Below are 26,404 nucleotides of genomic sequence, written 5' to 3' on the forward strand. Positions count from 1 at the left end.
TGCCAACCCCCGGCCCCAGCACCCCCACATGGCCTGCCCCAAGTGGGACTGCTCACGTACGGTTGACACATGACGAGCATCGGTGGCGCCACATCTCCCGGGATGGTCGACTGGAACCTCGCGGTGGCAACCGCGACACGGCTCGTACGGCCGGGCCCCGAAGTCAGCCGTGACGAGGCCAGGGCCGTCGTCGCGGAGCTGCGCCGGCACGCGAAAGCCTCGGAGGAACACGTCCGGGGCTTCACTCGTATGGCCACCGACGAGACCCACGACACCCCCGTCCTGGTCGTCGACCGGCCCGGCTGGGTGCGGGCCAACGTCGCCGGCTTCCGGGAGATCCTCAAACCGCTCCTGGAGAAGATGCAGGAGCGGCGCGGCAGCACCCCCGGCGGCGCGGTCCTCGGCGCCGTCGGCGGCAAGGTCACCGGCGTCGAACTCGGCATGCTGCTGTCGTTCCTGTCCTCCCGCGTCCTCGGCCAGTACGAGACCTTCGCCCCGGCCAGCCGCGACCTGCCCGCCGCGGCGAACGGCGGCGGCCGGCTGCTGCTCGTCGCGCCCAACATCGTCCACGTCGAACGCGAACTCGACGTCGAGCCGCACGACTTCCGCCTCTGGGTGTGCCTGCACGAGGAGACGCACCGCACGCAGTTCACCGCCGTGCCCTGGCTGCGGGACCACCTCGAGGGCGAAATCCAGTCGTTCTTGGCGGAGACCGACGTCGACCCGATGACCTTCCTGGAGCGCATCCGGGACGCCGCCCAGTCCCTCGCCGGCGGTCGCCCCGAGGGCGAGGAGGACGACGGCGGACGCTCCTTCGTGGAGCTCGTGCAGACCCCGGCCCAGCGCGAGATCCTCGGGCGGCTCACCGCCGTGATGTCGCTGCTGGAGGGCCACGCCGACTACGTCATGGACGGCGTCGGACCGAGCGTCGTACCGACCGTCGCCGAGATCCGCGAGAAGTTCCAGCAGCGCCGCGCCAAGGGCGCCTCGCGGCTCGACCTCGCCCTGCGCAAGCTGCTGGGTCTGGATGCCAAACTCAGGCAGTACCGGGACGGCGAACGCTTCGTACGGGCCGTCGTCGGCCAGGTCGGCGTCGACGGCTTCAACCGCGTGTGGACCTCACCCAACACGCTGCCCACCAAGGCGGAGATCGCCAAACCGGCGGACTGGATCGCGCGGGTGCACCGCAAGGCCGAGTCGTGAACGGCGCGGAAGGGTCGTGAAGCGAATCCGGCCGACGGCAGTCGAACGCCTCTTCAATCACCCGTCCGAGGGACCGTCGGCGATGGGTAGGCGTGCAATGCTCGGGGAACGGCCCGCTTCTGTCACCATCGACACACTCTGAGTGACCGGCTCGGGCTCACCCCCCGAAAACTTCATGAATGAAGGGAACCGGACATGGGTCCCCATCCTGCGGTCGCGGCGATACGCCTGGCGGTCCGCCGCGTCCTCCACGACATCCTCAACGACCACCAGACCTCCGGCGACCAGCCGAACCACCCGGGTCAGCCGGACCGGCCGGCCGAGCGGCCCCCCTCCCCGCTCGTGCTCGTCGCGTGCTCCGGCGGCGCCGACTCCATGGCGCTGGCCTCCGCCCTCGCCTTCGAAGCGCCCAGGCTCGGCATGCGCGCCGGCGGCATCACGATCGACCACGGCCTCCAGCCCGGCTCCGACCTGCGCGCCGACGAGGTCGTCCTGCGGCTGCGGGAACTGGGCCTCACCCCCGCCGAATCCGTCGCCGTCACCGTAGGCCGCGAAGGCGGCCCCGAGGCCGCCGCCCGGGACGCCCGCTACGCCGCCCTCGACGCCGTTGCCGTTCGCCATGGCGCCGCCGCGATCCTGCTCGGCCACACCCGGGACGACCAAGCGGAAACCGTCCTGCTCGGCCTCGCGCGCGGCTCCGGCATCCGCTCCCTGTCCGGAATGGCCGCGGTCTCGGGGGCCGGCGGCCGTTACCGGCGCCCCTTCCTGCAGCTCGACCGGCAGACCGCCCGCAAGGCCTGCATGGTCCAGTCCCTGCCTGTCTGGGACGACCCGCACAACACCGACCCGGCCTACACCCGCTCCCGGCTCCGCCACGAAGGGCTGCCCGCGCTGGAGAAGGCCCTCGGCAAGGGTGTGATCGAGGCGCTCGCCCGCACCGCCCAGCTCTCCCGCGACGACGCGGACGCCCTCGACGCCTGGGCCGGCCAGGCCGAGGCCTCCGTGCGCGACGCGGCGGGCCTGCTGGAGTGCGCCAAGCTGTACGCCCTGCCGCCCGCCGTGCGCCGCCGCATCCTGCGCCGTGCCGCCATCGAGGCCGGTGCCCCGGCCGGTTCGCTGTTCGCCCGCCACATCGAGGAAGTCGACCGGCTGATCACCGGCTGGCGCGGTCAGGGAGCCATCAATCTCCCGGGCAAAGTCGTCGCCCAGCGTCAGGGTGGCAGACTGGTGATTCGGCAAGGCTGAATCGTGGTGATTCGGCGAGGCTGGATCCCGACGCCAGGAGAGACCCTCCGAAGGCTGTCCGGGTAGCCGGTGGCCGTAAGTGCGGGACGACCGAAAGTGATGCGGGTGGACGCGAAAGACATGGGTGCCGACCTCCAGCAGGTGCTCATCACCAAGGAAGAGATCGACGCGAAGCTGGCCGAGCTGGCCGCGAAGATCGACGCGGAGTACGCGGGCAAGGACCTGCTCATCGTCGGTGTGCTGAAGGGCGCCGTGATGGTCATGGCGGACCTCGCCCGAGCGCTGTCCACCCCTGTCACCATGGACTGGATGGCCGTGTCCTCCTACGGCGCGGGCACCCAGTCCTCGGGTGTCGTGCGGATCCTCAAGGACCTCGACACCGACATCAAGGGCAAGCACGTCCTGATCGTCGAGGACATCATCGACTCCGGCCTGACCCTGTCCTGGCTGATCAACAACCTCGGCTCGCGCGAACCCGCCTCCCTGAAGGTGTGCACGCTGCTGCGCAAGCCGGACGCCGCCAAGGTCGCCATCGAGGTCGAGTGGGTCGGCTTCGACATCCCCAACGAGTTCGTCGTCGGCTACGGCCTCGACTACGCCGAGAAGTACCGCAACCTGCCGTTCGTCGGTACGCTCGCGCCCCACGTCTACGGCGGCTGAGCCCGGGCCGGGCTCCAGTGTGAGCCAATCGGGCCAGCCCTTGTAAGACGATCGGGAACCCCAGCGGGTTTCGCGCCGTTGGAGCATGCAGAGACGGGAATGCCAGCCGTCGAAACCGCTCCGTGCGGCTTCGGGCAACAATGCTGGGGTACCGTCAGAAGAACTGTCTTATCAAACTCACTATGGCAGGAGGGACGGGGCGGCACCGCTCCGTATGGATGGACGTGAAGCGATACTTCCGTGGGCCGGTCATGTGGATCGTGCTGGCCGTCCTTGCCGTGGTCGTGTTGATGCAAGTCGTCGGCTCGTCCGGCGGCTACAAGACGGTGGACACAGGCCAGGTCGTGGCGGCGATCAACAGCGACAAGGTCGAGTCGGCCAAACTCACCACCGGTGACGAGCAGACCGTCAAGGTCACACTCAAGAGCGGCCAGAAGGTCGAGGGCAGCTCGAAGATCCAGGCGAGCTACATCGGCGACCAGGGCGTGACCATCGCCAACACGCTGCAGACCAAGTTCCAGGACAAGCAGATCCCGGACGGCTACACCGTCTCGCCGTCGAAGCAGAACCCGTTCGTCGGCGTCCTGCTCTCGCTGCTGCCCTTCGTCCTGATCGTGGTCGTCTTCCTGTTCCTGATGAACCAGATGCAGGGCGGCGGCTCCCGGGTCATGAACTTCGGCAAGTCCAAGGCGAAGCTCATCACCAAGGACACCCCGAAGACGACCTTCTCCGACGTCGCGGGCTGTGACGAGGCCGTCGAGGAGCTCCAGGAGATCAAGGAGTTCCTGCAGGAGCCGGCCAAGTTCCAGGCCGTCGGCGCCAAGATCCCCAAGGGCGTGCTGCTCTACGGCCGCCCCGGTACCGGCAAGACGCTCCTCGCGCGCGCCGTGGCCGGCGAGGCGGGGGTCCCCTTCTACTCGATCTCCGGCTCGGACTTCGTCGAGATGTTCGTCGGTGTCGGTGCCTCCCGTGTCCGTGACCTGTTCGAGCAGGCCAAGGCGAACGCCCCGGCGATCGTCTTCGTGGACGAGATCGACGCCGTCGGCCGTCACCGTGGCGCCGGCCTCGGCGGTGGTCACGACGAGCGCGAGCAGACGCTGAACCAGCTGCTCGTCGAGATGGACGGCTTCGACGTCAAGGGCGGTGTGATCCTCATCGCCGCGACGAACCGCCCCGACATCCTCGACCCGGCGCTGCTGCGCCCCGGCCGCTTCGACCGGCAGATCGCGGTCGACCCGCCGGACCTGCAGGGCCGCCTGGAGATCCTCAAGGTCCACCAGAAGGGCAAGCCGGTCCAGTCCGACGTCGACCTGGCCGCCGTGGCCCGGCGCACCCCGGGCATGACCGGTGCCGACCTGGCCAACGTGCTCAACGAGGCCGCCCTGCTGACGGCCCGCAGCGACCAGAAGCTGATCGACAACAAGGCGCTGGACGAGGCGATCGACCGCGTGGTCGCGGGCCCGCAGAAGCGGACCCGGATCATGTCGGACAAGGAGAAGAAGATCACCGCGTACCACGAGGGCGGTCACGCCCTGGTCGCGGCGGCCTCGCCGAACTCCGACCCGGTCCACAAGATCACGATCCTGTCCCGCGGCCGGGCCCTGGGCTACACGATGGTGCTCCCGGACGAGGACAAGTACTCGACCACCCGCAACGAGATGCTCGACCAGCTGGCGTACATGCTGGGTGGTCGCGCGGCCGAGGAACTGGTCTTCCACGACCCGACCACGGGTGCTGCCAACGACATCGAGAAGGCCACCAACCTGGCCCGCGCGATGGTCACGCAGTACGGCATGACCGAGCGGCTCGGCGCGATCAAGTTCGGCGGCGACAACAGCGAGCCCTTCCTCGGCCGTGAGATGGCGCACCAGCGCGACTACTCGGAAGAGGTCGCCGCGCTGGTCGACGAAGAGGTCAAGAAGCTCATCGAGACCGCGCACAACGAGGCCTGGGAGATCCTGGTCGAGAACCGCGACGTGCTCGACAACCTCGTTCTCCAGCTGCTGGAGAAGGAGACGCTGGGCAAGGAGGAGATCGCCGAGATCTTCGCCCCCATCGTCAAGCGCCCGCCGCGGCCCGCCTGGACCGGCTCCTCCCGCCGCACCCCGTCCACCCGCCCGCCGGTGCTCTCCCCGAAGGAGCTGGCACTGACGAACGGTTCGAACGGCTCGAACGGCGCGACGGCGGCGATCAGCACGGTCAAGTCCACGGCCGTGGAGTCCGTCCCGGTGACGGACTCCCCGGAGGACCGCACCGAGAGCTGACGGGTTTCGGCCAACCGGCCCGGAATGAATGCCGCGCCCCCCAGGTTTTAGCCTGGGGGGCGCGGCATTTCGTATGTCCGCAGATGAGACGCCGTGGCACGTGCGCACAGCACAGGAACGAGGAGCCAGATGACCGACCCCGTGACGCTGGACGGCGAGGGCCCGATCGCCGAGTTCGACGAGAAGCGCGCCGAGAACGCCGTACGTGAGCTGCTGATCGCGGTCGGCGAGGACCCGGACCGCGAGGGCCTGCGAGAGACGCCGGGCCGGGTGGCGCGGGCGTACAAGGAGATCTTCGCGGGCCTGTGGCAGCAGCCCGAGGACGTCCTGACGACGACGTTCGACCTCGGGCACGACGAGATGGTGCTGGTGAAGGACATCGAGGTCTACAGCACCTGTGAGCATCACCTGGTGCCGTTCCGCGGTGTCGCCCACGTCGGCTACATCCCGTCCGTGACGGGGAAGATCACTGGCCTGTCCAAGCTGGCCCGCCTCGTGGACGTCTACGCGCGCCGTCCCCAGGTTCAGGAACGCCTCACCACGCAGATCGCGGACTCCCTGATGGAGATCCTGGAGCCGCGGGGCGTGATCGTGGTCATCGAGTGCGAGCACATGTGCATGTCCATGCGTGGTATCCGCAAGCCCGGCGCGAAGACCATAACGTCGGCGGTGCGCGGCCAGCTGCGGGACGCGGCGACGCGGAACGAGGCGATGAGCCTCATCATGGCGCGCTGAGTCTGTCGAACGGAGGCGGTTGTCAGGCCACCGGCTCCGCGCCCGCGTGGTTCTGGTCGTCGTCCTCGGGGAGCTTGCAGACCCGCTCCAGGAACAGGGCCGCCGCTATCACGCCGATGCCGGCCAGGACCGAGAAGCCGGCGTAGATGGCCTGGTCGCGGCGGGCTGGGATGTCCAGGAGCTCCAGCAGGAAGACGCCGGTGCCGCCGTACATGCCGGCGACGAGGGCGGCCACCAGGGCGCTGGCCTGGCCGAAGACGACCGCGCGGGCGGCCATCAGGGGGTCGACGCCCTTCGCGCCGGGGCGGCGCTCGCGCTGGGCCTTGAAACGGGCACGCAGCGAGAGCGCCGTCGACAGCAGGACCATGGCGATCAGGGCCAGGACGATGGGGGCGGCCAAGGGGACGCTGGGCAGTGTCCCGATCGAGTTCCAGAGGCGGGCGCCCGCCCAGGACAGGACTCCGGCCACGACGAACACGCCGGCCAGCACCCTGATGCGCAGCTCTCTCACGGTGTCCCTTCAGCTCCCCCGGACCGCTCTCCCGGACTGTGCCCGGACCGCTCCCGGACTGTGGTCGTCTCGACCCGTCTAGACCTTAACGACTACTCGGGCAGTCGGAGTTCCAGGTCCTGGCGGGGTTCGACGCCCTCGCGGGTGACGGCGGAGAGCAGTTCGGCCACCGTGCCGCGGCCGGGCAGCTGGGCCTGCGGGTCCACGTCGTGCCAGGGGGCGAGCACGAAGGCGCGTTCGTGGGCGCGCGGATGGGGGAGGGTCAGGCGCGGGTCGTCGGAGGTGACGTCGGCGTAGGAGACGATGTCGACGTCCAGGGTGCGCGGGCCCCAGCGCTCGTCGCGGACGCGGTTGAACGCCTCCTCGACGGCGTGCGCACGCTCCAGCAGGGACGCCGGGGGCAGCGTGGTCCGAAGGACGACGACCGCGTTGAAGTACGACGGCTGGCTGCCGGGCTCCACGCCCCACGGCTCGGTCTCGTACACCGGGGAGACGGCCTTCACGCGGACGCCAGGGGTGTCCTCCAGGGCGTCGACGGCTCCCTGGAGGGTCTCCAGGCGGTTGCCGAGGTTCGAGCCGAGGGAGATCACGGCCCATTTCGGGTTCTGGAGGGTCGTGTCCGCGGCGTCGACCTGCGCGACGACCGAGGCGGGCACCGGCTGTACGGTCGGGTCGCTGTGACCCTGGGCAAAAGGTCGGGTCATACTCGGCTCCGGGTGATGGTGACGGTCACGTCGTCGAAGGGGACGGTGATGGGGGCGTCCGGCTTGTGGACGCAGACCTCGACCTCCTGGACCCCTTCGTGCTTCAGGCAGGTCTGTGCGATGCGCTCGGCGAGCGTCTCGATGAGGTTCACCGGCTCGCCCTCGACCACGGCCACGACCTCCTCGGCCACGATGCCGTAGTGCACGGTCTTCGCCAGGTCGTCGTCGGCCGCGGCCGGCCGGGTGTCCAGGCCAAGGACGAGGTCGACGATGAAGGTCTGGCCCTCCTCGCGCTCCTTGGGGAACACACCATGGTGCCCGCGGGCCTTCAGGCCGCGCAGCGCGACACGATCCACGCGAATCACTCCTGCAATCGTCGGGAACGGCCGGGCGGTACCACGTGCGGGCGGAACACCGGCCACAGACGAATCTACCTGCGGGCACTGACACGGCCGGGTCACAGGGCCGTGGCCCCGGGAAGGGTCCAGGAAGGGTTCATCGCCCGTTTCCCCTGGGGAACCGGGCCGAGTCATGGGCTGGAAGCCGCACCTACCCCCGGGTTCGTGATTCCAACCACTTCTTGGTCCCTGAAAGTCCTGTCTACCCGCTCAGCCGAGCGGGCCGTCGTCCGGATTCGTCCCGTTCGTGCCGTTCTGGTCGCCGTTTGCGCCGTCCTCGTCGGACTCGCTCTCCGCGAGGACGGGCGAGGCGTGGTGCGACCAGAGCTTCCAGCCGGAGGAGGTGCGCCGGAACACGTTCGTGGCGACGACGAGCTGGCCGACCAGGGGGCCGAGCTCCGTGCCGTCCTCGGGGGCGGGGCCGCCGCTGAGGATGTTCTCGGTGCAGGTCACGAGGGCGGTGTCGCCGGTGACGGAGACATGGACGTCGGTGAGGAAGAACTGGATGTAGTCGGTGTTCGCCATGATCAGCGCGTACGACCTGAGGACCTCGCCGCGGCCGGTGAGCACCGGCCAGCCCGGGTGCACGCAGGAGATCACGCCGGTGTCCGCCGGGTCGTGGTACTCCTCGTCGACGCCCAGGTCGGCGGGGGTGAGCCAGAGCGAGGACAGCTCTTCGAAGTCGCCGCGTTCCATCGCCTCGTAGAAGGCGGTGTTGGCGGCCTCCACCTGTTCGACGTCGGTGTGGGGGGCGCTCACCGGGCTCCTTCCGGCGCACCACAGGTCATACGCGCCCCGTCCAGCGCTCCATCTCGCACCGCTTCCCGAGCCTCCTCCACGGCGCGCGCGACCCGCACGGCGTCCGCGGTGGCGCGCACCTCGTGCACGCGCACCGCCCACGCGCCGGCGTGCGCTGCGAGCGCGGAGACTGCGGCCGTGGCGGCGTCACGCTCCCGGGCCGGCGGGGGCGCGCCCTCGGGACCGGCGAGGACGCGGCCGAGGAAACGCTTGCGGGAGGCGGCGACCAGCAGGGGGTGGCCGAGGGCGTGCAGGCGGTCGAGGTGGGCGAGGAGGGTGAGATCGTGCTCGGCCTCCTTGGAGAAGCCGAGACCGGGGTCGACCACGATGCGCTCGGGGGCGATGCCGCCCTCCAGAACGGCCTCCACGCGCGCGTGCAGCTCGTTCACGACCTCGGCGACGACGTCCTCGTAGACGCCCTTGACGTTGCCTCCGTCCAGGAAGCCGCGCCAGTGCATGACGACGAAGGGGGCGCCGGCGTCGGCGACCACCGGGATCATCGAGGGGTCGGCGAGGCCGCCGCTGACGTCGTTGACGAGGGCGGCGCCGGCCGCGAGGGACTGCTCGGCGACCGAGGCGCGCATGGTGTCCACGGAGACGGCGACGCCTTCGGCGGCGAGGCCGCGGATGACGGGGATGACGCGCCGCAGCTCCTCGGCCTCGTCGACGCGGGTCGCGCCGGGGCGGGTGGACTCGCCGCCGACGTCCACCAGGTCCGCGCCCTGGGCGACCAGGTCGAGCCCGTGCTTGACGGCGGTGCTCGTGTCGAACCAGCGGCCACCGTCGGAGAAGGAGTCGGGGGTCACGTTGACGACCCCCATGACCGCGCACCGGTCCCACGCCGGAAGGCCCGCCACATGCCCGCGCCCGCTGAGGTTGTTCATACGTTCAGCGTAGGCCCAGGAAGGTGGCGTGAATGCGCGGCGGCCCGGGCGGAAGCCCCCGTGCTGGAGGGGATGGCACTTCCTCCCCCAAGCTCTCGGCTTCGCTCGAGCAGGGGGGACCCCCAGGGCCGGTTCGGGTGCATGCCGCGCGGCTCAGGCGGCCCGGACGTCCCGCTCCGCCACCGCGTGCGCGCAGGGGCGCTGGGCGGCTGCCCGGCGGCGGCGCAGGAAGCGCGGGAGCGGGAGGGCGAGGTCGACGAAGCCCTCGGCCTGCATGGCGGCGAAGCCGATGCGCGGCAGGTCGGCGGAGGCGCGGTAGACCACGAAGCGCGGCTCCCAGCGCGGCTGGAACTTGGCGTTGAACTTGTACAGCGACTCGATCTGGAACCAGCGCGAGAGGAACACCAGCAGCCCGCGCCAGGCGCGCAGCACCGGGCCGGCGCCGATCTTCTCCCCGCGCGCGAGGGCCGAGCGGAACATCGCGAAGTTGAGCGAGACCCGGGTGATGCGGAACTTCGGGGCGGCCTGGAGGGCGGCGACGATCAGCAGTTCGTTCATGCCGGGGTCGGCGGAGCGGTCGCGGCGCATGAGGTCCAGGGAGGCGCCGTCGGTGCCCCAGGGCACGAAGTGCAGGATCGCCTTCAGGTCGCCGTACTCGCCGGGCTCCTCGTCCTGCTTGTGGGCGGTGGCGATCAGGCAGTCGCCGTCGGCGGGGTCGCCGATGCGGCCGAGGGCCATGGAGAAGCCGCGCTCGGTGTCGGTGCCGCGCCAGTCCTCCGCCGCCCGCCGGATCCGGTCCAGCTCGGCCTCGCCGAGGTCACGGATGCGCCGTACCCGGGTTTCGTAGCCGGCCCGCTCGATGCGCTTGACCATCTGGCGCACGTTGCGCATCGCGCGTCCGGCGAGCGAGAAATCCGCGACGTCCACCACCGCCTCGTCGCCCAGTTCGAGGGCGTCGAGACCGGTTTCACGGGTCCACACCTCGCCGCCGGTCTCCGAGCAGCCCATGACGGCGGGGGTCCAGGAGTGCGCCTTGGCCTCGTCCATGAAGCGCTCGATGGCGCCCGGCCAGGCCTCGACGTCGCCGATCGGGTCGCCGCTGGCGAGCATCACGCCGGAGACGACGCGGTAGGTGACGGCGGCCTTGCCGCTGGGGGAGAAGACGACCGCCTTGTCGCGGCGCAGCGCGAAGTGGCCGAGGGAGTCACGGCCGCCGTGCTTGGCGAGCAGGGCGCGCAGCTTGCTCTCGTCCTCCTCGGTGAGCCGGGCGGCCGGGTGTTCGGGGCGGAAGGCCAGGTAGACGGTGGTGACCGCGGTGAGCCAGCCGAGCGCGCCGAGGGAGAAGGCGACCGTCCAGGAGGTGTTGCCGGAGTAGTCCACGGGGCCTTCGAAGCCGAACAGGCCGTACACCACGTGTGTCAGCCGGTCGGCCAGGCTCGGGTCGCCGAGTTCGGTGTTCGGGTGGGCGCTGACGACGACCAGCCCGAGGCCGAGGGAACCGGCGCTCATGAGGATGAAGTTGGCGAGCGCGCGCCACCGGCTGCGCGGGTCGGGGAGCGCCGCGAACTCGTCGCGGTGGCGCAGCAGCGGCGCGAGCAGCGCCACCGAGATGAGCACGCCGATGAGCGAGTGCCGGTACACGAACTGGCCCACCGCGCCCGCCGGCAGGAGCGCGACCGCGGCGCGCCATGCCCGGCGCTTGCGCCGCCTGAGCCCGTGCGCGAGCAGCAGCAACAGCACACCGGCGCTGAGCGAGAGCGCCGCCGCGAAGGGCCCGAAGGAGCCGGGCAGCACCTCTGCGATGGCGTGCATATGGCTGTGCCGGAAGCGCGGGAACACGCCCGACGCAATGTCCAGGACGCCCACGAGGGCGCACGCCCTGCCGATCAGAGCGGGGACGGCTTCGGGGCGCGGGCCGTGCATTATGCGCCGCGCCCGGCTTGATCGGCCCGGAACCCCGCCCGACATTTCCCCATCTATCCTGACAGACATCGCATCCCGTAGTTCTGCGAGAGACCTTGAACCCGGTGCCGATTGGGGCATCCGGCGACATTGCGCCCTCTAGGACGGTGTCTCGGAGGGAGAGGTTCACTCCCCTGCGGAAAGTCGGGTCAAAGGCCAAGGAAAGCCCCGGGCAAGTCCTCGCAACGAAGTTGCGGGGGGCACGGGCGAACGCGCAGTCAGGAAAGCGCAGACAGGAAGCAGCCCATGGGTCTCACGAGCAACAAACTGCTGGTCCTGACGGTTCTGTTCGCGGTGGCGCTGTTCATCGGCACCGTGTGGCTGTGGCCGCGGCTGGCCCGGCAGAACTGGCGGACCGTCAGTGGCCGCGTCGGGCTGCTGTTCGCCACCCAGCTGGCGCTCTGTGCCTCCCTGGGCATCGCCGTGAACCAGTCCTTCGGCTTCTACGCCAGCTGGGCGGACCTGCTCGGCAACGAGACCGACCAGGGTGTCGTCGTCGACCACTCGGCCAACGGCAGTACAGGCGGCCCGCTCCAGGTGGTCTCCACCGCCGAGGTGCCGGGGTCGAAGGGGGCACGGCCGGAGATGTCCGGGCAGATCCAGAAGGTCGACATCGTGGGCCGTACGACCCACATCGCCACACCAGCCTACGTCTACCTCCCGCCGGAGTACTTCCAGCCGCAGTACCGCACCCGTACGTTCCCGGCGACCGTCGTGCTGACCGGCTACCCCGGAACGGCGCAGGCGCTCGTGAGCAAGCTGGAGTACCCGCGTACGGCGCAGAACCTGGCCAAGGACGGGCGGATGCAGCCGATGATCCTGGTGATGATGCGGCCGACGGTGGCGCCGCCGCGCGACACCGAGTGCGTGGACGTCCCGGGCGGGCCGAAGGCGGAGTCGTTCTTCGCCAAGGATCTGCCCGAGGCGGTCGGCGGCCACTACCGGGTGGGCAAGCGCCCGGCCAGCTGGGGCGTCCTCGGCGACTCCACCGGCGGCTACTGCGCGCTGAAGCTCGCCATGCACCACCCGAACGTGTACGCGGCCGGCGCGGGCCTGTCGCCGTACTACAAGGCGCCGATCGACCCCACGACCGGTGACCTCTTCCACGGCGACAAGACCCTGCAGAATCGTTCGAACCTGTGGTGGATGCTCGGTCACGAACCGGCGCCCGACACCTCGCTGCTCGTCACCAGCAGCAAGATCGGCGAGCACAACTACAAGGACACGCTGAAGTTCGTCCAGCAGGTGCAGGCCACGAACCTGACCCGGATCTCGTCGATCATCCTGAACAGCGGCGGGCACAACTTCAACACCTGGCGGCGGGAGATCCCGGCGACGCTCCAGTGGCTGAGCGGGCGGCTGACCGATCGCTGAGCGGTTCTTGACGGTGTCGTAGACGCTTCCCGATCCCCGGCGCGGGCCGTTTTAGGATGTCCGTTCGTCGAGGGGGTGCGATGCCGGTATTCGGGCTGCTGGGGCCGCTGATGGTCCACGACGGGACGCAGGACCGACCGGTGGGAGGCCAGAAAGTCCGTGTACTCCTTGCCGCTCTGCTGCTTCAGGCCAACCGGGCGGTTTCGAAGGAGGACCTGAAGGGGGCGTTGTGGGGGCCGGTTCCCCCGGCGCGTGCCGATGCCTCCCTGTCCAACCACGTGGTCCGGCTGCGAAGACACTTGGCGTTCCTCGGTGATGAGCCCCCGCGGCTCACGGCGGCGCCTCCCGGGTACCGGCTCCACGTCGGCGAAGGTGAGTTCGATGTCGAGGTCTTCGAGGCTCGTGCGGGCGTCGCGCGCCGGGCCCATCTCGACGAGGACTGGGACGTGGTGGCACGGCAGAGTGCCGCCGCCATGGCGCTGTGGCGCGGGCAACCGCTGGCGGATCTCGCCGAATTCGCGGACGCGGAGCCACAGGGTCGGGTGGTCCAGCGGCTGCTCGAAACGCGCCTGCAGGTGCTGGAGTGGGGATTCGATGCGGCCCTCGCTCTCGGCCGGCACCATGAGCTGGTCCCGCGGCTGACGGTGCTGGTCTCGGAGCACCCGCTGCGGGAGGAGTTCCACCGGCAGTTGATGCTGGCCCTGTATCGCTCGAACCGGCAGGCGGAGGCCCTGGAGGCGTACGTACGGCTGCGCCGCAACCTCGTGGAGGAACTGGGCGTCGAGCCGTCCGCGGCGGTCCGGGCGACGCACCAGTCGGTGCTGGCCGGAGACGGCGCCGATGCCGCCGCGGCGCCGGCATCCGTCTCCCTCTCCGGTCCTGGACGCCGGCCACTGCGCCAGCTTCCGGCGGTGGCCGGTTGTTTCACCGGCCGGGAGGCGGAGATCGCGACACTCACCGCGGCGCTGTGCCCGGGTGCCGGCATCCGGGAGCAGCCGTCCGGCCGCGGTCCTTCGACGGTCGTCGTCTCCGGTATGGGGGGCATCGGCAAGACGGCCCTGGCTGTCCATGTGGCGCACCGGCTGCGCGAGGAGTTCCCGGACGGGCAGCTCTACGCCGACCTGCGCGGCTTCGGTCCGGGCAGCAGGCGCAGCCCCCGCGGTCTGCTCGCACGATTCCTGTCGGATCTCGGAGTGTGCACGGAATCGCTCCCTGACGACACGGACGACTGCGCGGCGCTGTTCCGTACGGTGATGGCAGAACGCCGGATGCTGCTGGTGCTGGACAATGCGCGGGATGCCGCTCAGGTCCTGCCGCTGCTGCCCGGCAGCGGAAGCTGTGCCGTCCTGGTCACCAGCCGCCACACGCTGGCCGATCTGCCGGATGCCGTGCTCGTTGCGCTGTCGCCCCTTGGTGCCTGCGACCAGGAGATGCTCCTGGCGGCACTGTGCGGAACCCGGCGTGTGCTCGAGGAGCCTGCTGCTGCGGCCGAGATCCTCGCTCTGTGCGGCGGATTGCCGCTGGCGTTGCGCGTGGTCGGTGGCCGGCTGGCTTCCCGGCCGACGTGGCCGCTCACTGCACTCGCGCGGCGCCTGTCGTCCGGTTCCGACCGTCTGCGCGAGCTGAGCGTGGGCGGTCTCGACGTACACGCGACCTTCGCGATGAGCTACGTCGCCATGCGCGAGAGTGAGAAGCCCCAGGAGCGGGCGGCGGCCCGGGCCTTCTGTCTGCTGGGGCTGTGGCCCGGCCATGAGCTGGCCTCGCAGTCGACGGCGGCGCTGCTCGGCCTCCCGGTGCGGGAGACCGCCCGGCTGCTGGACCTTCTGACCGATGTCCACCTCGTGCAGAGCCCGGCGCCGGACCGGTACAGCTTGCACGATCTGCTGGGTGAGTACGCCGCCGAACGGGCCTGTGCGGAGCTGACCTCGCAAGAACGGGCGGACGCCACCGTGCGGTTGCTGTCCTGGTACGTGGCGGCGGTGAAGAAGGCCTCGTGGGTGACCATCGGTGAGACGCAGCCGCCCCCACCGCTGGACGGGCAGCCGGACGAACTCGTCGCGGACTTCACGGATGCTCACGACGCGCTGCAGTGGTATGTGCGCGAGCTGCCCGCCATCCGGCACGCGATCGCCGTAGCCGGTGCTCTCGGCCGCTCCGACGTGGCGTGGCGCCTGGCCGTCGGGCTGTTCGGGTACGCGGACACGTACTGGTGGACGGGCGAGTGGGACACGTGCCTGAACGCCGCCCTCGCGATCGCCATCGAACACGACGACACCGTGGGGCAGGCCTGGCTGTACCGCCGTATCGCCGTCGCACACGGCATGGCCTACCGCAACGACGCATGCCTGAAGAACCTGCGGATCGCCCTCGACCTCTTCGAGCAGGCCGGGGACGTCACGGCCCAGGCCTCGATCACGGGCAACATCTCGACACTCCACGCACAGGCCGGCCGGGCCGAGGAAGCGCTGGCGTACGCACTGCGCTCGCAGGAGCTGTACCGCGGGACCGACAGCCCGGGCAGCGAGGCCCTCGTACTCGGCAGGATCGCTGACGCACTGGAGCTTGCCGGGGAATACGAGGCTGCCATGGAGCAGCACCGCCGCCGCATCCAACTGCTGCGCAGCCAGGCACGCCCCACGACCCTGGCCACAGCCCTGACGCAGTACGGTTCCGCACTCAAGGAACTGGGCCTGCGGGACGAGGCGTTCGCGGCGCTCGACGAAGCGCTGGCCATCCGCCGCGGGCTGGGAGATCACGGCGGGGCGGCGGACGCGCTGGCGGCAACCGCCCGAGCCCACCATCACTTCGGGGAGTGGGAAGCCGCCCGCCGCTGCTGGCAGGCCTGCCTCGACCTGGCTCTCCTGCACTCTCTGCCGCAGCGCGCCCGGGAAAGCCGGGACGGTATCGCCGCTTTGGACGCTCGGGACGGGGCCTGCGCGACCGGCAGCCGGGCGTAAGAGGCCACCAGCGGCACGGCCGGTGGCTAAGCCCCGAGGGCGTGTGGCCCGGTTGTTGATGAGTTGTTGTTGCCGACTCCTAAGTTGATCAGCACGCAGGCCTGAGCGCCGCGGCCACCGAGGCGTTCGACGGTGAACCTGTTCGTGACATGAGCACAACGGTAGGGCGAAGCCGGGATTGTCTACGCGTGTAGATGCGTAAGCCGCCCGCCAACATCAAGGAGAAACAAGTGATCGTGAAGAAGATCGCGGCTCGCGCCGGCCTGGTCGGCGCCGCGGCCGTCATGGCAATGAGCGGCCTGGCGGGGCAGGCGAGCGCCGACAGCGCCAACATCTCCAGCTGGAACACGGACAGTTCCCCCGCGCGCTGCACAGGCAGTTACTCGTTCTGCCTGTACTACTCGCCGGACGCGGAGGGCGCGATGTGGGCTACCAGCTCCGATGCCGTCAGCAACCTCAGCGGCGCCACTTTCCACGACGACGGTCATGGCTCCGCCGGCGCGGGCCAGGGCGTGCGGAACAACGCCGCCTCCGCCGAGAACGCAGACAACTACGCGTTCTGCAATGTGGGCATCTGGGTCTACCCCGGCTTCACCGGCAACTCCAACTGGCTCAGCCCCGGCAAGGGCGGCAACCTCACTTCCTGGATGCGCAACAACGAGGCATCCATAGCCATCGACGACTCGACGCGCTGCCCCGGCGTCGGCATCGGCTGACGTTCTGCCCCTCGTGTTCCCCGACGTCCCGGGCGCGCGCCGCCCGGGGCACCCACCTGTCCACATCAAGGGAAAGCAAGTGATCGTGAAGAGAATCGCGGCTCGCGCCGGCCTGGTCGGCGCCGCGGCCGTCATGGCAGTGAGCGGCCTGGCCGGGCAGGCGAGCGCCGACAGCGCCAACATCTCCAGCTGGAACACCTACAGCGCGCCGGTGCGCTGCGCAGCCGGCACCCCGACCTCGTACGACTTCTGCCTGTACTACTCGCAGGGCGCCGAGGGCGCTGTCTGGGGTTCCCACTACGCGGCCGTCAGCAACCTCAGCGGCGCCACCTTCTCCGACGACGGCCACGGCTCCGCGGGAGCGGGGCAGGGCGTACGGAACAACGCCGCCTCGGCCGAGGTCGCCGACCCGTGCAACCTGGGTATCTGGGTCTACCCCGGCTTCACCGGCAACTCCAACTGGCTCAGCCCCACCAGGGGCGGCAACCTCACGTCCTGGATGCGCAACAACGAGGCATCCATAGCCATCGACGACTCGACGAACTGTCCCGGTCTCGGCATCGGCTGACCGGCACCACGGCACGGCGGTGGCACGGCCCTGTGACCACGGGGCCGGCCGCCGCCGCTCGATCAGCAACCAACGCGAGGAAACCATGCCCCCAGCAAGGCGAGTGAGCCTGGCGGTCGCCGGAAGTGTGCTCGCACTCACCGCGGCAGCCGGCTGCGCGTCCAGTGCGCCGGCGGAGCGCACGGCCGGCCCCACGCCGGTAGCGACTCCCTCGGTCACCGGAACGACGGACCGACTGCACCTGCCCATCGAGTCGTACATGCTCACGCCCGAGCAGTCCGTCCAGTACGACTGGATCGGCCGCACCGCCATCCGATCCTGCCTCGGCCGCTTCGGGTTCACCTACCCGGCCCCCGCCAAGCTGACCACGGACAGCGCCGCCACTGTCGCGTACTCGGTGCTCTACCGCCGCTACGGGGTCACCGACCCCGACAGCGTGCACCGCTGGGGCTACCACCCGCCACGCCAGACCACGACGGCCACGCAGCAGAGCGCGCCGATGCGGCTCAGCGACCTCCCGGCCGCCGCCCGGGCCATCCTGACCGGCTACGACGCCGCCACCCATGGCCCGGCCACTTCCTACAAGGGCAAGCCCATCCCGAAGCGCGGCTGCCTGAACGAGCCGAACCGGATCCTCACGGGCGCCGCCGGCGGCCTGCAGGGACCGGCCAGCGGCGCCGACGGCCTGGTAACGAAGATCAAGGCCGACAGTTTCACCGACTCCATGGCCGACCCCCGGGTCACCGCTGTCTTCCGCTCCTGGTCCACCTGCATGAAATCCCGCGGGTACCACCTGGCCAACCCGATGCTCGCGGCGGCCAACCTGCCCTCGATGAACACCCGCACGCCGACCGGCACCGAGATCGCCCAGGCCGAGGCCGACGTGGCCTGCAAGACCCGCACCAATCTCACCGGTATCTGGTTCGCGGTGGAAAGCGACTACCAGAACGCCGCCATCGCCAAGCACTCCAAGGAGCTGGCCGGAGTCAAGAAGGAGCGCGACGCCGAGGTCGCGGACATCCAACGGCTGTTGCGCACCATGCACGCCTGAACCGGGCGTTCAGGCGCGCTCCTGCGCAGGGAGCGAGCGACGCGAAGACACTGTGACCGCGGTGTGGCTGCGTTTTTACGGGGCGGGGGTCCACGAGTCGCCTACACCCGGTAAGTTTCTGGCCATGCCACGTGGACGCCACCGTCATTCCCCGCCTCTGCACCGGCTGTTGCCGCCGTCGGCGATCGCCGGGGTCTCCGTTGTCTGCGCGCTGGGTCCCTGGGTGTTCTCCGAGGCCACGGTGTTGCGCGCGCTGGCCGCCGCCGCGGCGGCCACGGCGGGCGTCGGCGCGTTCGTGATGCGCCGCTGGGACTCGCACGCGGGCAAGCAGGTCGCCGACCTCACGCGCGCGCGTGCCAGCGACGAGTGGCGGTACGAGGAACGGGTCGCCGAACTGGAGACCGACCTGGAGGAGTCGCGCGAACTGCGCGGCAAGCTGGAGCAGCGGCTGCGCGCCAAGCGGGCCGAGCTGGCGGGCCTGCGCAACGAGCACGCGGCCCTGCTGCGCCGGTACGCCACCGCGGAGACCGAGCGCGCGAGCGCCCTGGAGGGACGCCGGCTCCTGGAGATCGAGGCGGCGGTGCCCGCGGACTCGTCCGTCCCCGCGCTGCCGCCCGCGCGCAGCGCCGAACCGGAGCGGGCCGAGCTGGAGCCGGTCAAGCCGGAGCCTGCCGAGCCGGAGCCTGCCAAGCCTGAGCCGGCCGAGCCCGAGGCCGACGTGAAGGCGCCCGCCGTGTTCTCCTCCGAGGGCGCCCGGCTGTACCGCAAGGCCCTGTCGGCGCTGGCCCGGTTCGACCGCGACAGCGGTGCCGAGGCCGGGCCGGAGGCTTCCGGCAGCGCCGGGCCCGCCGCCAAAGGAGAGGGCGTCACTGACCGCGTGACGGACGCTTCCGGTGCGCCGCGCGACGACGCGGGCGCCGAGCCCGCCCAGGAGGACGAGGCGCAGGGGCAGTCCGAGGCGGCCGACCCGCACGCGGGTGAGGCCGCCGCCCCGACGGCACCGGCCCAGCCCGAGGCGCCCGCGGGCCGGCAGCCCGCCGGGCACTTCACGGTGCCGACCGCCGTGGCCGTCGTACCGGCAGCGCCCGCGCGGCGCCCGGTGGTCCAGGGCGGGTTCGACTTCTTCGGGACCCAGAAGCAGAACGCGTCCGCCGCGCTGGACTCCGTACAGAACGAGGACCTCGCCGACGTCGTCGGCCAGGAGGCGCTCGCGCTGCACAAGGCCGAGGCCGAGGCCGAGTTCAAGCCCGCAGACGACCGCGCGGAGCGCGTCGGCCAGGTCATCGACCTGACCGCCCACGACGAGACCGAGCAGATCGACGTCCAGGGGCTGCGCAGCGCGGCTTCCTGAGCCGAGCGCCCGACCGGCGGATCGGGCGGACGCCGCTCAGCCGGCGATCCGGGGAGCTCGCGGCGCTTCAGCAGCGGTGGGTGGAGTCACGAGGTCAGCGTACGTAGGGGAGACTGGGCCCATGACTCCTACGACCGAGACCACGATCGGGATCGGCGGTGCCGCCGAGAGCACCGACATGGTGCTCAACATCGGCCCCCAGCACCCGTCCACGCACGGCGTGCTGCGGCTCCGGCTGGTCCTGGACGGGGAGCGCATCCAGCACGCGGAGCCGGTGATCGGCTACATGCACCGGGGCGCGGAGAAGCTGTTCGAGGCGCGCGACTACCGGCAGATCATCATGCTCGCCAACCGCCACGACTGGCTGTCGGCGTTCTCGAACGAGCTGGGTGTGGTCCTCGCCGTGGAGCGGATGCTCGGCATGGAGGTCCCCGAGCGCGCGGTGTGGATGCGCACGCTGCTCGCCGAGCTGAACCGGGTGCTGAACCACCTGATGTTCCTCGGCTCGTACCCGCTGGAGCTCGGCGGTATCACCCCGATCTTCTACGCCTTCCGGGAGCGTGAGGAGCTCCAGCACGTCATGGAGGAGGTCTCCGGCGGGCGTATGCACTACATGTTCAACCGCGTCGGCGGCCTGAAGGAGGACCTGCCGGCCGGATGGACCGCACGCGCGCGTGCCGCCGTGGCCGACGTGCGCTCGCGCATGGACGTCTTCGACGACCTGGTGCTCGGCAACGAGATCTTCCGGGGGCGCACGCGGGGCGTGGGGGCGATCACCCCGCAGGTCGTGCACGCCTACGGCGTGAGCGGGCCCATCGCGCGCGCCTCGGGCGTCGACTTCGACCTGCGCCGCGACGAGCCCTACCTGGCCTACGGCGAGCTGCAGGACACCCTGAAGGTCGTCACCCGCGGCGAGGGCGACTGCCTCGCCCGCTTCGAGTGCCTTCTGGAGCAGACGCACAACGCGCTGGACCTGGCCGATGCCTGCCTGGACCGGTTCGCCGAGCTGCCGCCCGGCCCGATCAACCAGCGGCTGCCGAAGGTGCTGAAGGCCCCGGAGGGGCACACGTACGCGTGGACCGAGAACCCGCTCGGCATCAACGGCTACTACCTGGTCAGCAAGGGCGAGAAGACGCCGTACCGGCTGAAGCTGCGCTCGGCGTCGTACAACAACATCCAGGCCCTGACGGAGCTGCTGCCGGGGACGCTGGTCTCGGACATGGTGGCGATCCTGGGGTCGATGTTCTTCGTGGTCGGGGACATCGACAAGTAGGTCTCAGGCGAGCGGGTCCGGAATTCCCACCGGCTGGAGCAGCCAGCCGAAGTCGCCGAGGCCGCCCGGTGCGGTGAGTTCGGCGGCCTCGCCCGCGCCCGCGAGGGCGCGCACGTACGCCGAGGGGTCCGTGGAGGCCAGCGCGAGCGGGGGGCGTGCGCCGGTGAGACCGAGGGCGTGCAGGGCCTCGCGTTGTGTGAGGAGGCGCGCGGCCGGGAGAGTGCGCGCCGTGGGCGCCGTCGCGCATGCGTCCAGTGCCACGTGGGCCGTGATGTCGCAGGACCCGTCCGGTACGGGCGCCGTCTCACGCCCCTCCCGGAAGCCGGTGAGCGTCCCGAACGGGGGGCGCGTGTCGCGGGTGTGCGCGTAGTCCACGGCCACCGCGAGCCCCCGCGCCACCCGGTCCACCGCGGACGCCCACGCCAGGTCCCGGGGCAGCCCGAGCTCCGCCCGCAGCCCCTCCCGCGCGGGCAGCGGCCACCAGCGCGCCAGCCAGTCCGCGTCGGGGCCGGTCACGGGCTCGCCGAGCCACTCGGTGCCGTCGTCCCCGACGAGCACCAGCCGGGGCACGCCCGCCGCGTCCGCTTCGGCGACGTCCACGGGCACGTTGTCCAGCCACTCGTTGGCGAACAGCATGCCGGTGACCGCCTCCGGGGGTTCGCTCAGCCAGGTGATCCGCTCGTCCAGGCCCGCCGGACGGTCGGCGAGCTCCACGGCGTACCCGCGCGCGCGGGCGGCCACCTCGGCCGGCAGAGCGGCGAGCACTCCGGTTACCAGCTCGCCCCGCCCGGCCCCCATGTCGACGAAGTCCACCACCGCGGGCCGCCCGAGCGCCTCGTCCACCCGGCACAGCAGCCCGGCCACGGCCCGCGCGAACAGCGGGGACGCGTGCACGGACGTACGGAAGTGGCCGGCCGGACCCTCCGGGCGCCGGTAGAAGCCGCCGGGTCCGTACAGGGCCGCCCGGGTCGCCTCCCGCCAGCCGCGCGCGCCCTGGGGAGCGGATTCCGCTTTCCCTGCTGTCTCATCCGTCACCGGGACAGATTAGGCGTACAGATGATCACCTCCTCCACCTTGCGGAGTATGCGCGCCGGGCATGGATCGGCCCTCCGGTTGACCCCCGCACCCTGCTGTTTTCCCTACTCTGGGTTACGTGCAGCGCCTTTACGACTTCCTCCGCCGCCACCCGACCTGGTTCGACACCTTCTGGGCCGTCGTCCTGCTCGGGCTCTCCGGCGTGAGCGTGGTCAATATGAACGGGGCGCCCGGCCAACACGGGACGATCCCCGCGGGACTGTCCGTGTCCGCCGTGCTGTGCCTCGTCGTGGCGCTGCGCCGCCGGTTCCCGGAGCCGATGCTGCTGCTCGCCCTCGCGACCGGCCTGGCCCAGCTGATACTCGACGTCGAGACGACCGCCGCCGACTTCGCCCTGCTGGTGATCACCTACACGGTCGCCGCGATCGGCGAGCGCTGGGCCTCCCGCATCGCCCTCGCCGCCGGCCTGGGCGCGGCGACGCTCGCGCAGATACGCTGGCCGGCCGAGCACAGCAGCTTCCTCGGGCACGCCGCCCTCGCCGTGTTCCAGACGGTGCCCTTCGCACTGGCCTGGGTGCTCGGCGACTCCATGCGCACCCGGCGTGCCTACTTCGCCCAGCTGGAGGAGCGCGCCGCCCGCCTGGAGAAGGAGCGCGAGGCGCAGGCCAAGGTCGCGGTCGCCGCCGAGCGCGCCCGGATCGCGCGCGAGCTGCACGACGTCGTCGCGCACAACGTGTCGGTCATGGTGGTGCAGGCCGACGGCGCCGCCTACGTCCTCGACGCCGCCCCCGACCAGGCGAAGAAGGCCCTGGAGACGATCTCCTCCACCGGCCGCCAGGCCCTCGCCGAGATGCGCCGCCTGCTGGGCGTGCTGCGCACCGGGGAGCACCGGGAGAGCGGGGAGTACGTCCCGCAGCCCGACGTCGAGCAGATCGACGAGCTGATCGAGCAGTGCCGCGACTCCGGCCTGCCCGTCGACTTCAAGGTCGAGGGCACCCCGCGCCCGCTGCCCAGCGGAGTGGAGCTGACCGCCTACCGGATCGTGCAGGAGGCGCTCACCAACACCCGCAAGCACGGCGGGCCCGACGCCGGCGCGAGCGTCCGGCTGGTCTACTTCGACGACGGGCTCGGCCTGCTCGTCGAGGACGACGGCAAGGGCGCCCCGCACGAGCTGTACGAGGAGGGCGGCGCCGACGGGCAGGGACATGGTCTGATCGGCATGCGCGAGCGGGTCGGCATGGTCGGCGGCACCCTGGACGCCGGCCCGCGCCCGGGTGGAGGCTTCCGCATCAGCGTGCTGCTGCCGCTCAAACCGGCGCACTGACGTCCCATACGGAAACGACCGAAACAGAAGAGGACCCGATGACGATCCGCGTGATGCTCGTCGACGACCAGGTGCTGCTGCGCACCGGGTTCCGGATGGTGCTCGCCGCCCAGCCGGACATGGAGGTCGTCGCGGAGGCGGGCGACGGCGTCGAGGCCCTTCAGGTGCTGCGCTCCACCGCCGTCGACGTCGTCCTGATGGACGTGCGCATGCCGAAGCTGGACGGCGTGGAGACCACCCGGCGGATCTGCATGGAGTCCGACCCGCCGAAGGTGCTGATCCTGACCACCTTCGACCTGGACGAGTACGCCTTCTCCGGGCTGAAGGCGGGCGCCTCCGGATTCATGCTCAAGGACGTGCCGCCCGGCGAGCTGCTGACCGCCATCCGCGCCGTGCACAGCGGCGATGCGGTCGTCGCGCCCTCCACGACCCGGCGGCTGCTGGACCGGTTCGCGCCCATGCTGCCCTCCACGACCAAGGAACCCCGGCACCAGCAGCTGGAGCGGCTCACCGACCGGGAGCGCGAGGTCATGGTGCTGGTCGCGCAGGGCCTGTCCAACGGGGAGATCGCGGCCCGCCTGGTGCTGTCCGAGGCGACCGTGAAGACCCACGTGGGCCGCATCCTCACCAAGCTCGGTCTGCGGGACCGGGTGCAGGTGGTGGTGCTGGCGTACGAGACCGGGCTGGTGCGCGCGGGCGGCAGCCTCGGCTGAGCCCCGGCGGCGCTGCCCGAGGCGGCCCGCTCAGCGCAGGACGCCCTCGATGAAGTCGCTGCCCAGCCGGGCCACGGCGGACAGGTCCAGCTGGTGCCGGACGTACCGGCCCTGGCGGCAGCTGGTGATCAGGTCGGCCTTCTTCAGCACCGCCAGGTGCCGGGATATCTCCGGGGCCGACACGCCGTGCGCATCGGCCAGTTCGGTCGTGCTGTGCGGGCCGCGGGCCAGATCGCGGCACAGCCGCAGCCGTGCCGGGTGGGCCAGCGCCTCCAGACGGCGGGTGAGCTGCTCGACGGACGGCGCCTGCGGGCGCGAGGGCCTGACGGGGTAGCTGATCGCGGGCTGCCAGCCGTACCGGTGCAGGACCATCACATGGGGCGAGCCGAGGCTGGTCGGCACCAGGACCAGGCCGCCGTCGCCGGTGGCGGTGTGGCCCACCAGGAGCTTGTCGACGCAGATGAGGCCGGCCTCCTCGTCCACCGAGACGGCACCGGAGAGCGCCGTGAGGGCCTCGACGAGCCCCTTGCGGCGCAGCAGTTCGGTCTTGTGCCGGGCGTCGGCGGCGAGTTGGGGCTGGACCCGGGCCCAGGTGTCTGCGAAGAAGGCCTCCTCGCAGTCGAGCGCCAGCTGCCGGAACCAGGCGCGGACGGCCGGCGGGTCGTCCAGCAGGCGGCGGGTGAACCGCTCCTGGACGGCACCGCGCGCGGCAGCCATGTCCAGGGAGTGCTTTCGCAGCTCCGGATCCTCCAGGGGGCCGGTCTCCCGGAGGTAGTAGCGGGGCTGGCAGATGAACTCCAGCGCGGCGTTGACGAACTGCCCGTCCGTCAACTTGTCCAGCAGGTCCAGCTCGTCGGCGAGCGTGGCGCCCGGGACCGCGCGGCGGCCGGGGATCCCGGCGAACGGGGCGAACACGTCGGAGAACGTCGTACGCCACAGGAAGTCCGCCTCGCACAACCGGTCGGCCAGGGACGGCTCCAGCCGGCTGGAGACGGCGGTCACCCAGCCCTGGAGCTCCGGGTGGTGGCCGGGTTCGCTGAGCGCGTGCAGAGCCCGGCCCAGCTCCGCCAGCGGAGAGGGCACAACCGAAACCCGATCCGGCGGCAGCCCGGTGATGTCGATGGTCACGCTCATGACCCCCATGGTGCACCCGGCCACTGACAGCGCCCCGTGGATTGACAGCAGCCGTCAATCCACGGGACATCCGCTCTGAGCAGGAGCAATCCGCGGCCGGCACGACCTGGACCCGGTGCGCGAGCTGCGCCCCCGCGCTCGGCTAGGCCTTGTCCGGCAGGCGGTCGACGAAGTCCCGTACGGCCGCGCGGACGTCGTCGGCCGTCCACTCCAGGCCCGCCGCGCGGACGACGACCTCGGTGACCGCCATGCCGGGCCCCTTGGCGTCCCAGGCGTCCGCGAAGAGCATCACCGAGGTCTCCTCGGCCTGGCGTACGGCCGCCTCGGCGAGCACCTCGGCCTCGTACGGCAGCCAGAGCTGGAACTCGTGGGTGTGCGGCACCTCGGGGTGCACGCGCGCCCACGCCACCCCGGCCTCGGCGAACCCCTCGCGCAGCGCGGCGGCCACCACGCGCGCGTGCCGCACGTACTCCGGCAGCCGGGGCAGCTCCTGCTCCAGGCCGACAAACGCGGACAGGGCGGTCGGGAACTGCTGGAAGACCATGCCGCCGTACCGGTGCCGCCAGGTCTTCGCCTCCTCGACCAGCGACTCCGGGCCGGCGAGCGCGGCGCCGCCGAAGCCGCCGAGGGACTTGTAGAACGACACGTAGACGCTGTCGGCCAGGCCCGCGATCTCGTCCAGGGGGCGGCCGAAGTGCTCGGTGGTCTCCCACAGGCGCGCGCCGTCGAAGTGCACCACCGCGTCGCGTTCCCGCGCCGCCTCGACGACCTCGGTCAGCTCCTCCCAGGTGGGCAGCACGAAACCGGCGTCCCTGAGGGGCAGTTCCAGCATCAGCGCCCCGAAGGGCTCCTCGAAGTCGCGTATCTCCTCGGCCGTGGGCAGCCTGGGCTCGCTGGTCACGCGGACCGGGCGCAGACCGCTGACCTGGCTGAACGCATGGCGTTCGTGGACCTCGGGGTGGGACAGGGCGTGCAGGGCCACGGTGGGGTTGCCCGTGCGGGCCGCCCAGCAGCGCAGGGCCACCTGCTGGGCCATCGTGCCGGTCGGGAAGAACGCGGCGGCCTCCGTGCCGAGCAGCGCGGCGACGCGCTCCTCCAGGGCGGCCACGATCCGGTCGCCGTAGATGTCCGCCGGCTCGTCCAGGTCGTACACCCCGGGCGCCGCGTCCATCAGATGGGCGAGGCGTTCGCGGATCGTGCCGCCCCACCCCGCGCGGGACAGCCTGCGCCCCGCCTGCCGCCGGGCGTTCGCGCGGCGCTCCCGCAGCCGCTCCCGCGCCGATCGTCCCTCGTCCTGCTCCGTGCCCTGCTCAGCCGCGTCCGTCATGCCGTGGATCATGCCGTGCCGGACCGGCGGGGGCACCGGGATTTCCGCGCGTCGGCCCGGTGACGCAGACACGGCGGACCGGTGGAGCGGACGTGGGGAAACCCACAGCCTGTGGACAGACGGCTGCCGCCGGACCAAATAGCGTTAACATGACGAGAACCGGATAGCGTTAACATGACGAGAAATCGTCCGGTACCCAGAGCGGACTGGAACGGGA

The 26,404-nt window shown here is 71.1% G+C and carries 23 protein-coding genes; 14 read left to right on the forward strand and 9 right to left on the reverse strand.

The window, feature by feature from the left end; all coding sequences use genetic code 11:
• The first annotated feature begins 69 nt into the window (after positions 1 to 69).
• From ACWD3E_RS12970 to folE, 5 genes are all read left to right on the forward strand, one after another.
• Positions 70 to 1,203 carry a zinc-dependent metalloprotease gene (locus ACWD3E_RS12970; protein WP_451387578.1) on the forward strand — a complete coding sequence of 378 codons (1,134 nt, stop codon included), beginning with the start codon at positions 70 to 72 and terminating at the stop codon, positions 1,201 to 1,203.
• A 195-nt stretch (positions 1,204 to 1,398) separates the two neighbouring features.
• Entirely contained in the window at positions 1,399 to 2,448 is a 1,050-nt protein-coding gene (gene tilS / locus ACWD3E_RS12975) for a tRNA lysidine(34) synthetase TilS (protein WP_451387579.1), read from the forward strand.
• Between the two features lie 99 nt (positions 2,449 to 2,547).
• On the forward strand, positions 2,548 to 3,108 hold the full coding sequence (gene hpt, locus ACWD3E_RS12980; RefSeq protein WP_451387580.1) for a hypoxanthine phosphoribosyltransferase: 561 nt from the start codon (positions 2,548 to 2,550) through the stop codon (positions 3,106 to 3,108).
• A 218-nt stretch (positions 3,109 to 3,326) separates the two neighbouring features.
• Positions 3,327 to 5,372, forward strand: a complete 2,046-nt coding sequence (gene ftsH, locus ACWD3E_RS12985) for an ATP-dependent zinc metalloprotease FtsH (RefSeq protein WP_451387673.1) — start codon at positions 3,327 to 3,329, stop codon at positions 5,370 to 5,372.
• 129 nt (positions 5,373 to 5,501) lie between these two features.
• Positions 5,502 to 6,107, forward strand: coding sequence for a GTP cyclohydrolase I FolE (gene folE, locus ACWD3E_RS12990; protein WP_451387581.1), 606 nt, complete (start codon positions 5,502 to 5,504; stop codon positions 6,105 to 6,107).
• A 22-nt stretch (positions 6,108 to 6,129) separates the two neighbouring features.
• Here the strand turns inward: folE and ACWD3E_RS12995 are convergent, their stop codons facing one another.
• The 6 genes from ACWD3E_RS12995 to ACWD3E_RS13020 all read right to left on the reverse strand — a co-directional run bounded on the left by ACWD3E_RS12995 (position 6,130) and on the right by ACWD3E_RS13020 (position 11,370).
• On the reverse strand, positions 6,130 to 6,618 hold the full coding sequence (locus ACWD3E_RS12995; RefSeq protein ID WP_451387582.1) for a DUF3180 domain-containing protein: 489 nt from the start codon (positions 6,616 to 6,618) through the stop codon (positions 6,130 to 6,132).
• Positions 6,619 to 6,710: 92 nt separating this feature from the next.
• On the reverse strand, positions 6,711 to 7,322 hold the full coding sequence (folK, locus tag ACWD3E_RS13000) for a 2-amino-4-hydroxy-6-hydroxymethyldihydropteridine diphosphokinase (protein WP_451387583.1): 612 nt from the start codon (positions 7,320 to 7,322) through the stop codon (positions 6,711 to 6,713).
• Entirely contained in the window at positions 7,319 to 7,678 is a 360-nt protein-coding gene (gene folB, locus ACWD3E_RS13005) for a dihydroneopterin aldolase (RefSeq protein WP_356299925.1), read from the reverse strand. The genes folK and folB overlap by 4 nt, the downstream gene beginning before the upstream one ends.
• A gap of 252 nt (positions 7,679 to 7,930) precedes the next feature.
• The gene (locus ACWD3E_RS13010; protein ID WP_451387584.1) at positions 7,931 to 8,479 is read right to left on the reverse strand and encodes a nuclear transport factor 2 family protein; all 549 of its coding nucleotides are present in this window, start codon (positions 8,477 to 8,479) and stop codon (positions 7,931 to 7,933) included.
• Entirely contained in the window at positions 8,476 to 9,402 is a 927-nt protein-coding gene (gene folP / locus ACWD3E_RS13015) for a dihydropteroate synthase (RefSeq protein WP_451387585.1), read from the reverse strand. Before folP ends, ACWD3E_RS13010 begins: the two co-directional genes overlap by 4 nt.
• 153 nt (positions 9,403 to 9,555) lie before the next feature.
• Positions 9,556 to 11,370, reverse strand: a complete 1,815-nt coding sequence (locus ACWD3E_RS13020) for a phosphatidylglycerol lysyltransferase domain-containing protein (RefSeq protein WP_451387586.1) — start codon at positions 11,368 to 11,370, stop codon at positions 9,556 to 9,558.
• Positions 11,371 to 11,610: 240 nt separating this feature from the next.
• Here ACWD3E_RS13020 and ACWD3E_RS13025 point away from each other — a divergent pair, with 240 nt between their 5' ends.
• The 7 genes from ACWD3E_RS13025 to ACWD3E_RS13055 all read left to right on the forward strand — a co-directional run bounded on the left by ACWD3E_RS13025 (position 11,611) and on the right by ACWD3E_RS13055 (position 20,654).
• Positions 11,611 to 12,738 carry an alpha/beta hydrolase gene (locus ACWD3E_RS13025; RefSeq protein WP_451387587.1) on the forward strand — a complete coding sequence of 376 codons (1,128 nt, stop codon included), beginning with the start codon at positions 11,611 to 11,613 and terminating at the stop codon, positions 12,736 to 12,738.
• An 80-nt stretch (positions 12,739 to 12,818) separates the two neighbouring features.
• Positions 12,819 to 15,695 carry a BTAD domain-containing putative transcriptional regulator gene (locus tag ACWD3E_RS13030; protein ID WP_451387588.1) on the forward strand — a complete coding sequence of 959 codons (2,877 nt, stop codon included), beginning with the start codon at positions 12,819 to 12,821 and terminating at the stop codon, positions 15,693 to 15,695.
• 194 nt (positions 15,696 to 15,889) lie between these two features.
• On the forward strand, positions 15,890 to 16,411 hold the full coding sequence (locus tag ACWD3E_RS13035) for a hypothetical protein (protein ID WP_451387589.1): 522 nt from the start codon (positions 15,890 to 15,892) through the stop codon (positions 16,409 to 16,411).
• A gap of 79 nt (positions 16,412 to 16,490) precedes the next feature.
• Positions 16,491 to 16,979, forward strand: a complete 489-nt coding sequence (locus ACWD3E_RS13040) for a hypothetical protein (protein ID WP_451387590.1) — start codon at positions 16,491 to 16,493, stop codon at positions 16,977 to 16,979.
• Positions 16,980 to 17,064: 85 nt separating this feature from the next.
• Positions 17,065 to 18,030 (forward strand): hypothetical protein, encoded by a 966-nt coding sequence (locus ACWD3E_RS13045; protein WP_451387591.1) that lies wholly within the window; start codon positions 17,065 to 17,067, stop codon positions 18,028 to 18,030.
• Positions 18,031 to 18,154: 124 nt separating this feature from the next.
• The gene (locus tag ACWD3E_RS13050) at positions 18,155 to 19,381 is read left to right on the forward strand and encodes a hypothetical protein (RefSeq protein WP_451387592.1); all 1,227 of its coding nucleotides are present in this window, start codon (positions 18,155 to 18,157) and stop codon (positions 19,379 to 19,381) included.
• Positions 19,382 to 19,502: 121 nt separating this feature from the next.
• A complete protein-coding gene (locus tag ACWD3E_RS13055) occupies positions 19,503 to 20,654 on the forward strand; it encodes an NADH-quinone oxidoreductase subunit D (RefSeq protein ID WP_451387593.1) in 1,152 nt (383 codons plus the stop codon).
• Positions 20,655 to 20,657: 3 nt separating this feature from the next.
• On the opposite strand, the gene ACWD3E_RS13060 is transcribed toward ACWD3E_RS13055, so the two are convergent.
• The gene (locus ACWD3E_RS13060; protein ID WP_451387594.1) at positions 20,658 to 21,689 is read right to left on the reverse strand and encodes an SAM-dependent methyltransferase; all 1,032 of its coding nucleotides are present in this window, start codon (positions 21,687 to 21,689) and stop codon (positions 20,658 to 20,660) included.
• A 118-nt stretch (positions 21,690 to 21,807) separates the two neighbouring features.
• Between ACWD3E_RS13060 and ACWD3E_RS13065 the strand changes: the two genes are divergently transcribed.
• Positions 21,808 to 23,013 carry a sensor histidine kinase gene (locus ACWD3E_RS13065; RefSeq protein WP_451387595.1) on the forward strand — a complete coding sequence of 402 codons (1,206 nt, stop codon included), beginning with the start codon at positions 21,808 to 21,810 and terminating at the stop codon, positions 23,011 to 23,013.
• Between the two features lie 38 nt (positions 23,014 to 23,051).
• The gene (locus tag ACWD3E_RS13070) at positions 23,052 to 23,726 is read left to right on the forward strand and encodes a response regulator (RefSeq protein WP_451387596.1); all 675 of its coding nucleotides are present in this window, start codon (positions 23,052 to 23,054) and stop codon (positions 23,724 to 23,726) included.
• A gap of 30 nt (positions 23,727 to 23,756) precedes the next feature.
• On the opposite strand, the gene ACWD3E_RS13075 is transcribed toward ACWD3E_RS13070, so the two are convergent.
• Both ACWD3E_RS13075 and ACWD3E_RS13080 read right to left on the reverse strand, forming a co-directional pair.
• Positions 23,757 to 24,860, reverse strand: coding sequence for a DUF5937 family protein (locus ACWD3E_RS13075; protein WP_451387597.1), 1,104 nt, complete (start codon positions 24,858 to 24,860; stop codon positions 23,757 to 23,759).
• Between the two features lie 142 nt (positions 24,861 to 25,002).
• On the reverse strand, positions 25,003 to 26,187 hold the full coding sequence (locus ACWD3E_RS13080; RefSeq protein WP_451387598.1) for a threonine aldolase family protein: 1,185 nt from the start codon (positions 26,185 to 26,187) through the stop codon (positions 25,003 to 25,005).
• Positions 26,188 to 26,404: the final 217 nt, after the last annotated feature.

Source organism: Streptomyces sp. NPDC002676 (assembly GCF_053592455.1).